Source organism: Chitinophaga pinensis (assembly GCF_007896845.1).
In the GTDB taxonomy this organism is placed as follows: Bacteria; Bacteroidota; Bacteroidia; order Chitinophagales; family Chitinophagaceae; genus Chitinophaga; species Chitinophaga pinensis_C.
Genome location: NZ_VOHS01000001.1, coordinates 219,046 through 233,827 on the forward strand (window position 1 = coordinate 219,046; position 14,782 = coordinate 233,827).

Below are 14,782 nucleotides of genomic sequence, written 5' to 3' on the forward strand. Positions count from 1 at the left end.
CTAAATAAGTAACAGATCCATCATTGCCAGCTGGTTATCATATTCATGATAGCCGGTGAAGGTAGCTGTGATCGGATCGAGCCGCAGTGTTTCCTGATAATAGTTTTCAAATAAGCGCTGTAATTGGGCATGCTGTGACTGACCATGAGCGACATTAACAGACAGGCAGCCATATAATGTGAAGAAGCTGGCGGTTTTTAAAAAGAGTTGTTTCATTGTGCATACGTGGACAGTTTATGTACACTGTCATTTTGTTGATGCAAATGTAGCCGCTTGTCTTGCCGCAAAATTGTATTGTGTTAGCGCCGGAGCGCCGGTCAGATCTTTCTGTATTCTTTTGGAAGCATTCCGGTGATCTGCCGGAAAGTTTTTGTGAAATGTGCCTGATCAGTAAATCCGCTCATGTATGCAATTTCAGTCAGTGAATATTTTTGTGAACGGATCAATGCTAATGCGCGGTCTACTTTAATCTTTCTGAAATATTCTCCCAGTGTGCAGGAAAAGTATTTTGTAAAATACTTGGATAATGTAACAGGGTGGATGTCAACTGCTGCTGCGAGTTCTTTCAATGATAGCGGCTCATTCCAGACATCATTCATGACGTTGAGTATTTGTCTGGTCCATGCAGGATAATGCTTCTCTATGACCGGATTAACATCCATTAAACTAATGCTCAGTTGATCTATGGAAAGAAGGCTGCAATCATCGTTATAATAATGTTCTTTCAGAATATGCAGCAAACCACCTGTGTTCAGTACAGTATTGCTCTCATACATCAGTGATTCCGGAGGAATAGTGATGTTGTATGTTGTAAAGAAAGTGTCTGCAATTTCAAGATTGAAAATACGGGTACCGGGACGGTAATGTACGTTCTGATGCACAATACCGGGGTAGTAGTATAAACCTGCACCGGGGATCTGATGATCTGCTTTTCTGCCCCTTATTTCCTGACTGCCACCGGAAAGGATATGCGAGAAATGAGGGTTCTCATGATAGTGCCAGTCGGAGGTAAAGTTTTCAGGGAAAACAGTTTCGCTGGTCGTGATATGACCTATGGTATGTTCCTTCACTTTTGATCCGACGTAGCAGCCCCTGGAGAATGCAACAGCATTGTTCATGGTCATCAGGTTTAGATAGAATAAAGCTAATAGTTTCTAATTACAAAAGAGGAAGATCTATTATTATACTTTGGGATGTGCAAACGTTTAATAATTATTTCATTTAAAGACTAAAATAAGGACGTTTGTATATCATTCTTTGGCGATTCCTTTCCATGAAGTTCTTTCTTTGGATAGAAGACTCCGATAATCACAAACGGGTTTGTAGCACGCCGTATATGCCATTGCTTAGTTGTACCCATAAAGAAGTGAAGATCTTTCTCCTTAAACTCATCCTCGTATTTGGCCTTTACTTTTTGAAGCGCTTCTTCTTCATTTCCATTGGTTGATTTCAAACAATTCCAATACAATGCTCCAATTTCCCAATCCTCGATCATTAATTTCCTTTCCTTACCGGTTTCATCGGTAAAATATAGCTGAATTTATATGGAAGTTTAGGAATTACAATTTCCGGGTCTTTATCAGGAAGGAATAGATCACCCTGTTTACGTAATTCTTTCCATTCGTTTTTCCACTCCCTCTCTGTTGGCTCCCAATATAATTTGATAATATTTGTAGGTTTGAATACGGCGAGAGATATATTTTTAGGCGCTCTTGAATCCCCGATAAGTGTATCCATATTTGTATAAACCTTGCGGAGACAAATTTCTTTGCGAGCCTGCCAATTATTTTTAGTATCCAGACGTTCGCCTAATATTTGCAGGTCGTGGAAATCATAATTTACAGGAGAATAGCTTTCTGGTCTAAAATCGTCTGCTCTTTTTCTAAGGGCTAATTCTATCCATGTATACTTAACGCTTTTGACTTGGCCACTTCCCTTAAGATCCCCTAGAAAGCTTAGAGGAACAGGATAAATTCTAATCATTTCCCCGGTTTCAAGCATACCGGCAGTACAAACTAATTCGTCGTGGCTTCTTGATGGAAGAGGATACGTGGTAACAGTTATAAGGACTTTTTTTCGGGACATACAATGCTAAATGTGTTTTACTTCATACTTGAAGCCCGGTAGCATTTTTATTGCATTTGCTAAATGGCTTCTGTGACATTGACAATGGTTTGCCTCGAAGCAAGTTAACGCAATTCGCTTATATTCCTGTAAGATTTTTAGAATATCTATTTGAGTATCAATTGTTTTGGGGATATTGTTCTCACAATAATCCTCAAATAATCTATCATAGTCTGCTTGAGTATTCAGAGCTTGTCTTTTATCCGACACAATACCGACTTCAGGAAAATGCATATACATTATACCCAGGCTTTCACTGTAGCGTTTAAGAAGGCTTTTACTAAAGCCAAATTTCATACTTAAAGGATTATTCCTGACATCAACCAGAACCTTGACATCATTTCTTAATAATCGATTTAAATAATCTTCTAAACTTCCTCCTTCGTAACCAATGGTATATAGGATCGTTTGATCAGATGAACCTTTTTGCTTTTCTACTTTATCCAGCTCGTCTTTTGATAGAATGGAAGGAGCCTTAATACTATTAATAGCCCAATAGGGGAAATTTCTATACGTGTGCTTCATCAATGCGGCACTATCCATTCCTCCATAAAGTACTTTTATACTTTTGAGCATAGAAAGATCAGTAGCCTTCAATAGCTTCAAATAACTAACGGTATCAGTTTTTTGAAAACTTGTTATAGTTTCGGCCAATAACCCTTTTTTTGCCATTGCAGTCATATCAGCATTTGCAGAGTACGAATAGCAACCATACTTATAAGGAATAAAATCATAGTCGGCTTTTTCCTGTTTCTGACAAAACAAGAATAAAAGTTTCTGAAGGCGAATTTTTTCAAGTTCGCCTTCAAAAAGCTCTAACAAAGCGAGAATAATTTTACGTCTATAAAACATGTTATAAAGATAGATGTTGTGTAGCGTTCCTCCTAATTGGAAAAGCAACACGAGTTAACCAGTATTCAACTAAATATCAAGATTGATTTTGAGATAAAATTCCTGACTCTATTTTAGATATTTACCGATAGTAAGCAGCGTTGTACAGAAGATCTTTGAATAGCATTAGCTTAAAATTAATTTTATGCACATCAGTGTATGTAGTAAAATACTCTTTGAAATATTAAACCAACATATGGCTCTTTACGGGTAGTTAACTTATCATCGCTATCGTAGATCTCTGTTTAGGGGGAGAATGACTAGAACAAGGATAGGATGTATTTAAACCATGAGCATATTGTCTAAAAACAAAAAAGCCTCCGGTATTTACCAGAGGCTTTGTGTGGTGTGAGGCGGGATCGAACCGCCGACACAAGGATTTTCAGTCCTTTGCTCTACCAACTGAGCTACCGCACCATTGCTTTTTTGTTATCCTTCTCTCGTGAAGGGATTGCAAAGATAAGCAAATTAAAAATTAACTTCCAAATTTTATTCAACAAAACTTTTAATTTCTTCTAAGATCCCGTTCCACAGCGCGTTTCGCTGTTCCAGAGCAGCTCTTGAAGCATGTGCTGCCTCCTCCCATTTCTGCGGATCGTTGCCACAAAGCTCCTGTACCATCTCCATGCCGAGGTGACTATGATGATCGCCATCTACTTCAATATGTCTTTCGAGATAATATTTAAACAAGCTGATTTGTCCGGGGAATTGTTTGTCCAGATCGTTCACCAGTGCAAGGAACATATCGGGATCAGATCTTCACGACCGAATGTGAAAACAGCTGCCTGTACATGCACAGGTTCGTTTGCAATCAGATCGAAGGTATGTTTTACAAAACCACGTACTGCAGGTGGCAGCCCATTGATCACAGCGGTGAGGGATTTACCTCTCTCCAGTTGCTGCAGGCATTCTTTGATACCGGATGTATCGGCGCCTACCTGTTCCATTGCCTGAAGATACAGTTCAAAATGACTAAGGCGGGTACCATCAGGAGCAACATCGCTTTCTTCACCGGTTACGATTTCATTGATCAGGAAACGGGTAGCAGCGCTACCTTTCGGGATCCAGGGAATATCAGTACAGGTAAGATTTCTCTGAAGCGATTTCAGGAGTGACATAAAATCCCATACAGCAAACACATGATACTGCATAAATGCACGGATATCATCCATGCGCTGCATCTCAGGATATAAAGGATGTTGTATGATACGCTCTCTTACAGGAGCAATAATGCGCTTAATGTGTGGTATGCCAGTCATTACGTGTTAAATATTGTCCATTAGTTACCATATACCACCAGAAACTTGATACGCATCAGTTTCAGCTGTTCAAGGGTATAATCGCTTTCAATGAGTTCTTCTCTGGCAAGAGCCAGACTGGATGTTTCACAGCCTTTAAAGTACTCCATAATCTCGTCCTGCGCGTAGTCATCCAGTTCTTCATCCAGACAGTAGTCCAGATTCAGTTTGGTACCACTTGCGACGATCGTTTCCATTTCATCCAGCAGTTGCGGAATAGTAAGTTCCTTGTTGCGGGCGATAGTTTCCAGTGGCATCTTTTTATCAATGTTCTGGATGATGAATACTTTTAATCCGCTTTTGTTAACAACGCTCTTCATGACGAAGTCGTCAGGTTTCACGATGTCATTTTCTTCCACATACTTAGCGATCACGTCTACGAATTGTTTTCCGTAGCGGATAGCCTTTCCTTTACTCACGCCCTGGATTTTCTCCAGTTCCTGAACAGTAGTAGGATATTGTGTGGCCATGTCTTCCAGCGATGTTTCGAGGAAGATCACAAAAGGAGGGAGGTTCTTTTCTTTTGCAACTTTCTTACGCAGGTCTTTCAGCATTTCGAACAGTGCAGTATCAGCAGATGCCTGTGATTCCGCAGCTACTTCATCTTCATCTCCGCCTTCTTCTTCAAACTGGTGATTGAGAGACACCATGATAGAATAAGGTTCCTGCAGGAAAGCGTGTCCTTTCTCCGTGATTTTCAGCAGGCCGTACTCTTCGATATCTTTTTCGATGAGATCTTCCAGCATCATCTGACGGATGAGGGAGTTCCAGAAATGGGCGTCATGCTCTTTACCTTCTCCGAACACTTCCAGTTGGTTGTGTTGATAGGTAGTGATCTGAGGATTGACTTTTCCGGTGATAATATTGACAACGTATTCTGTACCAAAGCGTTCTTCCAGTGATCGGATGGCTTTGAGTACGATGACTACGCGGTTTTTAACTTCAATTTTCTCTTTCGGATTGCGACAGTTATCACAGGCATTGTTACACTGGGATTCTTCGTATTTCTCTCCGAAGTAGTGCAAGATCACTTTTCTGCGACAGGCGGAACTTTCTGCATATGCTACCGTTTCATTGATCAGCTGGGCGCCCATTTCTCTCTCACTCAATGGTTTATCACGCATGAGGTGCTCCAGTTTCTGTACGTCTTTATAAGAGTAGAAGCAGACACAGATTCCTTCGAGTCCGTCGCGGCCGGCGCGACCTGTTTCCTGATAATAGTTTTCCAGGCTCTTCGGAATGTTGTAGTGTATAACAAAGCGTACATCCGGCTTATCGATACCCATACCAAAGGCAATGGTTGCGACGATCACATCCACATCTTCGTGCAGGAACATATCCTGACGTTGTGCACGGGTACCGGCATCCAGTCCGGCATGGTATGCGACTGCCTTGATATTATTGGCAACCAGCATATCTGCCAGTTCTTCAGTAGTTTTACGATTAAGCGTATAAATAATACCGCTCTTTCCTTTATGCTGATGAATGAACTTGACAATTTCGCGGATAGTCTGGTCTTTCTTGCGCTTAGGACGGATCTCGTAATAGAGGTTCGACCTGTTAAATGAAGAAAGGAATACCTCCGGATCACGCAGTTCCAGATTTTTTACGATGTCGCTCTGTACTTTCGGTGTTGCGGTAGCGGTCAGGGCAATGATAGGCAGATTGTCATTGATCTGATCTATCATCTCCTTTAGACGGCGATATTCCGGACGGAAATCATGTCCCCATTCAGAAATACAGTGAGCTTCGTCTACAGCTATAAAGGATATCTCTAATTCACGGAAAAAGTCCAGATTTTCCTGTTTTGTCAGCGTTTCCGGTGCTACATAAAGCATCTTGGTCTTGCCAGACAGCAGGTCTGTTCTTACTTTTTTTATCTGTGCCTTAGACAGGGTAGAATTTAAGAAATGCGCCACATTGTCTTTACTGCTGTATGAACGTACCAGGTCTACCTGATTTTTCATTAAAGCAATAAGTGGAGAAACTATCAGTGCACAACCGGGACTCATCAGAGCCGGTAATTGATAACATAAAGATTTGCCTCCGCCGGTAGGCATTATTACAAAAGTATCTTTACCGGCAAGAATGCTCTTGATGATGATTTCCTGGTTCCCTTTAAAGGAATCAAACCCAAAGTGTTCCCGTAATGCATCTATCAAACTTACCTTTACAACAGCCATTGCATTCAAAATTTAAAACAAATAAACTCTAAAGAAAGTAACAAATTATGGATATTGTTTATGTGTTTTTTAGGGGACACGAAGTTAATTAAAAATGCGCTGACCGGCAATTAATTTATGTGTTATAGGGAGTTATGACTCGGCAGAATCCCCGCTCAGCTTGCCTTTCCCGCTGCCCCTCAGCGGAAGCCATGATCTGATGCCCGTTTTCCCGAAAAGATCAAAGAACGCAGGCTTTATTATAAATTTACAGAATATCATGGGCTTAATCTGCTGAATCCTAGTTAACTTTGTGGCTGCCCATGAAAAATAGAACGGTTATTAATATTGCTGAAGTGGCGAAAAGGACGCTGTCCCTCGAGGCAACAGCGATCTCTGACCTGAAGCAATACATCAATGGTGATTTTGAAAAGGCGGTAGAGTGGATCGCGGAGTGTGCCGGACGACTGGTAGTCTCCGGAATAGGGAAAAGCGCCATTATCGGTCAGAAAATTGTTGCCACGCTGAATTCCACGGGAACCCCCGCTATTTTCATGCACGCAGCAGATGCTATCCACGGAGATCTGGGTATGATCCAGCAGGACGATATCATATTGTGTATTTCTAAGAGCGGTAATTCTCCTGAAATAAAAGTACTGGTTCCTCTTGTGAAGAACTTTGGCAACAGACTAATTGCCATGGTCGGAAATACGGAGTCTTTTCTGGCTCGTGAGGCCAATCTTGTACTGAATACATCAGTAGAACAGGAAGCCTGTCCAAATAATCTGGCACCTACGACCAGCACAACTGCCCAATTGGCAATGGGCGATGCTTTGGCCGTATGTTTGATAGAATGGCATGGGTTTACTGCTGCCGATTTTGCTAAAGTCCATCCGGGAGGTACGCTGGGTAAAAAGTTGTATCTCAAGGTAGGAGACCTTAGTCGCCTGCATCAGGCGCCACAGGTGGCAAAAAACAGCGCTTTAAAAGAGGTGATTGTAGCCATCTCTTCCGGTATGCTGGGCGTTACCGCTGTATTGGATGCAGCAGGTTTACTCAGCGGTATTATCACCGATGGAGATCTTCGCCGCATGCTTGAAAAAGGCATTCCGGGTGAAAGCGTCACTGCGGAAGTTATCATGTCCACTCATCCGAAAACGATCCAGGAAGACGAACTTGCGATCAATGCACTCGAGATGATGCGTCAACATGACATAACACAACTCTTGGTTTTGAAAGACAAACGCTATATAGGTATCATTCATTTACATGATTTAATAAGGGAAGGAATTATATAAGATGACATCTGTGAACAGGCATTTTTATGTGGCCATTATGGCCGGGGGAATAGGTAGCCGATTCTGGCCCTATAGCCGCACTGATTACCCCAAACAGTTCCTGGACATCCTGAATACCGGGAAGACATTACTGCAATGGACCTATGAACGGTTCGCTCAGTTTATTCCGGAGGAAAACATTTTTGTCGTTACACATCATCATTATGTAACCAAAGTAAAGGAACAATTGCCGGACCTGCTGACAGATAATATCGTTAGTGAGCCGTCCCGTAAGAATACTGCTCCCTGCATTGCCTATATTTCCCACAAGATCAATAAACAGGATCCCAAGGCTAATATTATCTGCGCGCCGGCTGATCACCTGATCATGGACGCTATCGCGTTTGCCAGCACCTGCCTGAACGCACTTATGTTCGTACAGAAACACAGCGCACTGGTAACCCTTGGTATAAAACCAACCCGTCCTGACACTGGATATGGATATATCCAGTTTGAAACACAACAGGTGTCTGATAATGTATACCCGGTTAAGACATTTACCGAAAAACCAAATCTGGAGCTGGCAAAGACCTTCCTGCAAAGCGGAGACTTCCTCTGGAATGCAGGTATCTTTGTGTGGAACGTGAAAACGATCCTCGCTGCCTTTAACAAATATCTTCCGGAGATCGACGAACTCTTCGTACAGAATGATGCCGTGCTGAATACGCCGGAAGAAAGGAAAGCAATTGAGAGCATTTATCCGCAGTGTACCAATATCTCTATTGATTACGCTATCATGGAAAAAGCAGACAACGTTTATGTCATCCCTTCCAACTTCGGCTGGAGCGACCTTGGTACATGGGCTTCTGCCTATGAAAACCTCGACAGAGACGATCTGGGGAATGCTGTTCAGGGTAAAACATCATGCTCGTAGATGCTAAAAACTGTATGATCAAAGCGCCACAGGAAAAGCTGCTGGTGATACAGGGACTGGATGAATTCATCGTGGTAGACACCTCCGACGTCCTGCTGATCTGCAAAAAAGAAAATGAACAGCAGATCAAGGAATATGTTGCAGAAGTAAAGCGAAACAAAGGAGATAAGTTCCTTTAAGAATAAAAGCACTGATCAGATGATCAATTACGGATTACATGTTTTAATTTCAGACATCTATTCGTAATTGATCATTTGTATTTTATGTCAAAACTACCCAACGTAGGCACCACTATATTCTCAGTGATGTCCGCCCTGGCGGCACAACATAAAGCCATTAACCTCTCTCAGGGATTTCCCGATTTTGATTGTGATGAGCAGCTGAAAAGAATGGTCAGCGAAGCAATGCAGGAAGGGCATAACCAATATGCACCCATGCCTGGTATCATGCCTCTGCGTGAAGTGATCGCTGCCAAAATACATAATCTGTATGGGCAGCAGGTAAATCCGGATACAGAAATCACGATCACACCCGGTGGTACATATGCGATTTTCACAGCGATCGCGACCTGTATTAGCCCCGGTGATGAAGTCATCATTTTCGAACCGGCATATGATAGTTACATCCCTAATGTACTTGTCAATGGAGGGGTACCTGTACTGATCCCGCTTTCTTATCCTGATTATACAATTGACTGGTCGCTGGTACGCAGTAAGATTACCCCGCGTACTAAAATGATCATGATCAATACACCGCATAATCCTACCGCCAGCATTATGACGGCAGCAGATATCGCACAGTTACAGGAGATCGTAAAGGAGCATAATTTACTCGTACTATCCGATGAGGTGTATGAACACCTTGTCTTCGATGGTGCACAACACCTCAGTATACTCCGTTATCCGGAATTACTGAAAAACAGCTTTGTCACCTTCTCTTTCGGTAAAGTGTTTCACAATACCGGCTGGAAAATGGGCTATTGCATTGCACCTGCCCATCTCATGGCAGAATACCGTAAAGTGCACCAGTATTTATGCTTTTCAGTGAATACCCCGATGCAGTATGGCCTGTCCCGCTATCTGCAGACGCCGGAACATTACCTGACCCTGCCGGTATTTTATCAGCAGAAAAGAGATTATTTTCTGGAATTGACGAAAGACACCCGCTTTACTCCACTGTCTTCAAAAGGCAGTTATTTTCAGCTGATGCGTTACGATCGTATATCTGATGAAGGAGATAAGGAATTTGCAAGCCGTATTACCAAAGAGTTCGGTGTTGCCTGCATTCCTGTGTCAGCATTCTATGAAAACGGGAAGGATGATCATGTGGTGAGGTTCTGTTTCGCGAAAAAAACGGAAACACTGGAACAGGCAGCCGAAAGACTCAGAAAGATCTGACAGATGTAATCTGATCTCCGGTCTGATTGTCTTGTCCTGATATAGGTTTACGGTTTGGGTGAGATAATCCGTTTGAATTTTACAATATTAAAATATAATCCTGGAAAAGTTTTTTTTGCTGATTTTAGTCCTGGATCTGGTTTACAGTATCAACTGTTAATCCTGATTCGGGACTCTTTTTCTTTTTATTTCGCCATCTTCTCACTAATTCTCCTTGTTTTGCATGTGCCTGATTTGGAGTCAGGTAATCACAACTGGTATGAGGCCTCTGGTCATTGTAGATATGGATAGACTCTGCTACCACAGCTACCACAGTCTCATAGTTTTTAAATAACCTGTCCAGGGCAAATTCTGTCTTTAATATACCATTTACACGCTCAGCAATAGCATTTTCATAAGGATTACCTTTTTCGGCCATACTAACTTTTATTTTACTATCATGAAGTAGCTTAATATAGCCATTACTACAATACTGAGAACCCCTGTCAGAGTGATGAATCAGGCTATGATTTCCAGGCGTGTTTATGGACGCCAAAGCCATTTTCAAAGCTTCAGCAGGCCCTTCGGCAGCCAGTGATAAATGCAGGCAATGACCAACTATTTTTCTTGAATAAGCATCCGTTATCAGGCTCAAATAACAGAACTTGGAACCCACCAAACGTAGATACGTGATATCACTGACCCATACCTGGTTGGCCCGGTCCAGATTCAACTCTTTAATCAGATTTGGGTACTTTTTGAAGGGATGATTAGAATCAGTAGTCTGTACTTTTTTCGTTTTCTTTTACGGAGGAGCATTCCATTTTCAGCCAACAGATTAAAAAAACGATCCCTACCTAATTTGATTTTATGATGTTGAAGAGTTTGTGATAATATTCGATGCAGTTTTTTAGTACCCAATTGTTTTTGTGAAGCTCTGATTTGTACCGCTTTTTCAAGAACGATAGCCATTTCAAGAGCAGATTGATGATTAATATTTTTTTGCTTATAAAAAGCTTGTCTGCTTTTACCAAACAGTCCGCAAATATTACCCAAATGTTTATCAGGATAATGTTCCTTTACTCTGCAGACGGTTTGGTACCAGGCTTTTTTTGGATCTCAATATTAAATTGATCTTCAGCCACTTCAATCATTGTCTGAAAAGCAAATGCCTTCATATTGGCATGATCCAGCTTTCTACGCAGCTCTTCATTTTGCTTTTTTAAGGCCTCAAATTCTTTTTTTTCCTGTTCTGTCATAGCGGTACCTTTTATAGGTTTTTCCAAAGTAGTTTGCCTAAGTTCGGAAGAAAAAAGGGAGTACCAATAAGCTACTTGTGATTTTGTAATCTTATAACGAGCAGCCACCTGGCTCATGCTTTGGTCCCCAGCCATATATTCGGCTACAACTTTATTCATGAATGACTGCTCATATTGAAATTGCATTCCTAGACGACCCTTACGTCCCTCATTGTTTGAATTTTGCATGTTTTACACTTTTTAAGGTGTAAACCTATTTCAGGATCATACAGATATTACTTAGATAATGCTTATCCTACGTTCATCCTACGTTCATGAACGTAGGATGAACGTAGGATAAGCATTATCTAAGCATTATCAGACTACACAAAGATACTAAAAATAGAGAAGCCGCTCCTGGAGAAGAGCGGCTTTTCCTTTGTATATGACTACAAGCATGGCTTGTCAGGAGTTGTACATCCTTAGACTGTCACAGCCTCAGGAGTAGTGTTGAACTTCTCACTACCGATTACCAGGGTTTCTTCCTGGAATGTCACCACACCTGTTTCTACATCATACATAGCGCCGATAATACCAACCTCGCCATTCAGGATCATTTCACGCAGAATATGACTCTGCTCCAGGATCGCCTGTACGGAACGCTCAGTATGAAGATGTGTCACTGCATCCACGAATGCAGGGTTAGAAGAAGTTCTGTTTTCAGTGATGGTTTTCTCTGCGAAAACTGCCGGTGTGATTTTGTTCAGCAAACCGGTCAGGTTACCCATCTGTACCATATCGCATGCACCTTTGATCGCACCGCATTTGGAGTGACCCAGCACGACGATGAATTTAGATCCTGCTACTTTACAGGCATATTCCAGACTACCCAGTACGTTGTCAGAAATTACTGCACCAGCCAGACGGATACTGAAGATATCGCCCAGCCCCTGGTCAAAGATCAGTTCTGCAGAAGTACGGGAGTCCATACAGCTTACAATCGCAGCCATTGGCCACTGACCATCACGGGTGTCGTTTACCTGCTCAAGCAGGTTACGGTGCAGTCTCAGGTTATCTACAAAACGTTCATTACCGCTTTTCAATAATTCATAAGCCTGTGCCGGAGTGATATTGGATTGTGCTGCCTTATTTAATGTTTTCATTTTTTGCAATTTTTTTACTGGTTTTAAATTTAATACAAAGAGCTGCTGTGATTAATTCAGCTGAAGCTCTTTCAACAATTGTTCGTGGTTACCGGTGATAGTATGCACATGACCACTGGCTATTTTCTCCTGCTGCTCGGGGGAAATATTTTCAGTGTTGGCCAGTTTATACTGTTCCTTGAAACCAGTGATAATTACCGTGATGTTTTTTTGCACGGCTTTTACCTCTTTGAACTCTCGTATAGTTTCTAATACGTCAAAATCTATGTATGTGGTTTTACTTCCGTCAATAACCACAGTAGAATTTTCCGGCATATGGTCGAGCGTCAGCAAAATACTGGCTTTATTCAGGAAGGAAACTTCCTGTGCAAGTTCCAGAATAATGCTTTCGCCGGCTTTATATTTCTCCTTACGGAAAAAGTAAGAACTACGGATATTACCACGGAGAATGGCAATTACGCTGACAGCCATACCCAGCGAGATACCAATCAGCAGATCAGTAAATACGATCGCGACTACGGTTACTACGAATGGAATCCATTGATACTTACCGTTTTTGAACATTTCCTTGAAAATGGAAATCTTACACAGTTTGTATCCGGTTACCAACAGTACCGCTGCGAGGGTGGCCAGTGGTATTTTGTTCAGCAGGGTAGGAATGAAGGCTGCACAAACTAACAGCAAAGCGCCGTGTGAGATAGCAGACAATTTGGTCCGGGCACCGGAGTTGATGTTTGCAGAGGAGCGCACGATTACAGAAGTAACCGGCAGACCACCCAGCATGCCACTCACGATATTACCGATACCCTGCGCCTGCAGTTCACGGTTAGGGGGAGAATGACGTTTCATCGGATCCAGTTTGTCTGTCGCTTCCAGATTCAGCAGCGTTTCAATTGAGGCTACTATGGCGATAGTGGCGCCAACGACCCAAACGTCTTTATTTGTAATGGCGCTGAAGTCAGGAAGTGTGAACTGACCAATGAACGAATTGAAATCGCTTGCAACGGGAAGATTTACCAGGTGAGATGGTGAAACAGCCAGTACACTGCCGGTGGCAATGAAAAGAGTGTTCAGTCCGACACCTGTCAGTACAGCCACCAGAGGAGCTGGTACCACGTTCACTTTAGGGATCTTGTTCCAGTAAAGGATGATGCCTACAGATACGATGGTAATCAGGGTAGCACCAAGGTGAATATGATTCAGGGTAGAGAGTAAAGCAGTGATGCTGTTGTCTCCATCTACCTGTATAAAAGCGAAGTCGCCTTCAGAGTCAGCGTCATAACCAAAGGCATGTGGCAACTGTTTCAGTATAATAATAATACCGATAGCAGTCAGCATACCCTTGATAACGTTGGAAGGGAAGTAGTTGGCAACGATGCCCGCCTTTAAAAGACCAAGCGCCAGCTGTATAACACCACCGATCACAACGGCTAACAGGAAAACTTCAAATACGCCAAATTTTGTAATAGCTGTCAATACTACAGCGGTAAGACCGGCCGCGGGACCACTTACACTCAGCTGAGAACCGCTCAGGGAACCGATCACCAATCCACCTACAATGCCGGCTATCATACCAGAAAACAACGGCGCTCCGGATGCAAGGGCTATACCCAGACACAGCGGTACCGCAATCAGAAATACAACAAGGCCGGCAGAAAGGTCACCTTTAACATTGGAAAATATGGATTGCCTGCTCATAGTCAGAAGGATTTAAAATAAACGCGAATAACGTTACAACAGGGGATAGGCATGCCCTTGTTAACTGGCATAGCTACTCCGGTTAAGTGAAAAAAATGGATAATAGTAAGTGTGCGCGTGTGCGCTTAATATGGAGGAAATAAAAAGAGAACAGTATAAAGCCGAAAAAGCCCCTGCAGGGCAGCATGGCTGTACTGATTCAATAGTTTAAATCTATTAGCAGTTGGGTGGAGGACAATGTATTTCGCGGGTAGGACCCTGTGGGATTTCCGCAAAGAAGTTATAGTGCAGACTCTTTACCAGCAATGAAGGCTCAAACTGGATAATTGAGCTGTTGTTGAGGAATTTGAGATCCTTGGCAATCTTAACGAGGTCGCAATTGCAACCATCTTCCACAGGATGCTCTTCAACGATCTGATTATTGAACAGTATCTTCCCCACCTCCTTAATAGGAAGGAGCTGTGTGCACATTAGTGCAAGGAGGAATATGCCAATCAATCTTTTCATCTGTACAGTACAAAAATAAGTCAGTGCTTACCTACTTTGTAAAGATAGACTATAAAAAAATGTTAAATCCCTTTTATTTATGGATGGCATTTCTGGGATGCCTTATACCCATTT

16 protein-coding genes, 1 tRNA gene and 1 pseudogene are annotated in these 14,782 nt (G+C 42.3%); 4 read left to right on the forward strand and 14 right to left on the reverse strand.

Annotated elements, in window-relative coordinates; translation table 11 throughout:
• The 8 genes and pseudogenes from FEF09_RS00880 to recQ form a co-directional block, all read right to left on the reverse strand.
• A complete protein-coding gene (locus tag FEF09_RS00880) occupies positions 1-216 on the reverse strand; it encodes a hypothetical protein (protein ID WP_146302981.1) in 216 nt (71 codons plus the stop codon).
• Between the two features lie 101 nt (positions 217-317).
• Positions 318-1,118 (reverse strand): helix-turn-helix domain-containing protein, encoded by an 801-nt coding sequence (locus FEF09_RS00885; protein WP_146302983.1) that lies wholly within the window; start codon positions 1,116-1,118, stop codon positions 318-320.
• A gap of 110 nt (positions 1,119-1,228) precedes the next feature.
• Entirely contained in the window at positions 1,229-1,495 is a 267-nt protein-coding gene (locus FEF09_RS31330; protein ID WP_222596902.1) for a hypothetical protein, read from the reverse strand.
• Positions 1,495-2,085 carry a hypothetical protein gene (locus tag FEF09_RS00890; RefSeq protein WP_222596903.1) on the reverse strand — a complete coding sequence of 197 codons (591 nt, stop codon included), beginning with the start codon at positions 2,083-2,085 and terminating at the stop codon, positions 1,495-1,497. Before FEF09_RS00890 ends, FEF09_RS31330 begins: the two co-directional genes overlap by 1 nt.
• Before the next feature lie 6 nt (positions 2,086-2,091).
• Positions 2,092-2,976 (reverse strand): DUF488 family protein, encoded by an 885-nt coding sequence (locus tag FEF09_RS00895; protein WP_146302985.1) that lies wholly within the window; start codon positions 2,974-2,976, stop codon positions 2,092-2,094.
• 383 nt (positions 2,977-3,359) lie between these two features.
• Positions 3,360-3,432, reverse strand: a tRNA-Phe gene (locus tag FEF09_RS00900).
• A 72-nt stretch (positions 3,433-3,504) separates the two neighbouring features.
• Positions 3,505-4,274, reverse strand: a pseudogene (locus FEF09_RS00905) (DUF3050 domain-containing protein).
• 20 nt (positions 4,275-4,294) lie between these two features.
• A complete protein-coding gene (recQ, locus tag FEF09_RS00910; RefSeq protein ID WP_146302987.1) occupies positions 4,295-6,496 on the reverse strand; it encodes a DNA helicase RecQ in 2,202 nt (733 codons plus the stop codon).
• A gap of 302 nt (positions 6,497-6,798) precedes the next feature.
• On the opposite strand from recQ, the gene FEF09_RS00915 reads away from it, so the two are divergent.
• The 4 genes from FEF09_RS00915 (at position 6,799) to FEF09_RS00925 (ending at position 10,083) form a co-directional block, all read left to right on the forward strand.
• A complete protein-coding gene (locus FEF09_RS00915; RefSeq protein ID WP_146302989.1) occupies positions 6,799-7,773 on the forward strand; it encodes an SIS domain-containing protein in 975 nt (324 codons plus the stop codon).
• 10 nt (positions 7,774-7,783) lie between these two features.
• Positions 7,784-8,686: a mannose-1-phosphate guanylyltransferase gene (locus tag FEF09_RS00920; protein ID WP_261387278.1), complete on the forward strand. Its 903-nt coding sequence runs from the start codon at positions 7,784-7,786 to the stop codon at positions 8,684-8,686.
• On the forward strand, positions 8,677-8,865 hold the full coding sequence (locus FEF09_RS32625) for a hypothetical protein (RefSeq protein ID WP_261387279.1): 189 nt from the start codon (positions 8,677-8,679) through the stop codon (positions 8,863-8,865). The genes FEF09_RS00920 and FEF09_RS32625 overlap by 10 nt, the downstream gene beginning before the upstream one ends.
• An 84-nt stretch (positions 8,866-8,949) precedes the next feature.
• Complete coding sequence (locus FEF09_RS00925; RefSeq protein WP_261387280.1) at positions 8,950-10,083, forward strand: methionine aminotransferase; 1,134 nt, start codon at positions 8,950-8,952, stop codon at positions 10,081-10,083.
• A gap of 124 nt (positions 10,084-10,207) precedes the next feature.
• On the opposite strand, the gene FEF09_RS00930 is transcribed toward FEF09_RS00925, so the two are convergent.
• From FEF09_RS00930 to FEF09_RS00955, 6 genes are all read right to left on the reverse strand, one after another.
• Positions 10,208-10,807 (reverse strand): IS3 family transposase, encoded by a 600-nt coding sequence (locus FEF09_RS00930; protein WP_315898142.1) that lies wholly within the window; start codon positions 10,805-10,807, stop codon positions 10,208-10,210.
• Complete coding sequence (locus FEF09_RS00935; RefSeq protein WP_146302995.1) at positions 10,804-11,118, reverse strand: hypothetical protein; 315 nt, start codon at positions 11,116-11,118, stop codon at positions 10,804-10,806. The genes FEF09_RS00930 and FEF09_RS00935 overlap by 4 nt, the downstream gene beginning before the upstream one ends.
• Positions 11,119-11,141: 23 nt before the next feature.
• Positions 11,142-11,549, reverse strand: a complete 408-nt coding sequence (locus FEF09_RS00940; RefSeq protein WP_146302997.1) for a hypothetical protein — start codon at positions 11,547-11,549, stop codon at positions 11,142-11,144.
• Between the two features lie 233 nt (positions 11,550-11,782).
• Positions 11,783-12,463, reverse strand: coding sequence for a carbonic anhydrase family protein (locus FEF09_RS00945; protein ID WP_146302999.1), 681 nt, complete (start codon positions 12,461-12,463; stop codon positions 11,783-11,785).
• A 51-nt stretch (positions 12,464-12,514) separates the two neighbouring features.
• On the reverse strand, positions 12,515-14,161 hold the full coding sequence (locus FEF09_RS00950) for a SulP family inorganic anion transporter (protein ID WP_146303001.1): 1,647 nt from the start codon (positions 14,159-14,161) through the stop codon (positions 12,515-12,517).
• Between the two features lie 216 nt (positions 14,162-14,377).
• Positions 14,378-14,668 (reverse strand): hypothetical protein, encoded by a 291-nt coding sequence (locus tag FEF09_RS00955; RefSeq protein ID WP_089810543.1) that lies wholly within the window; start codon positions 14,666-14,668, stop codon positions 14,378-14,380.
• Positions 14,669-14,782 lie beyond the last annotated feature (114 nt).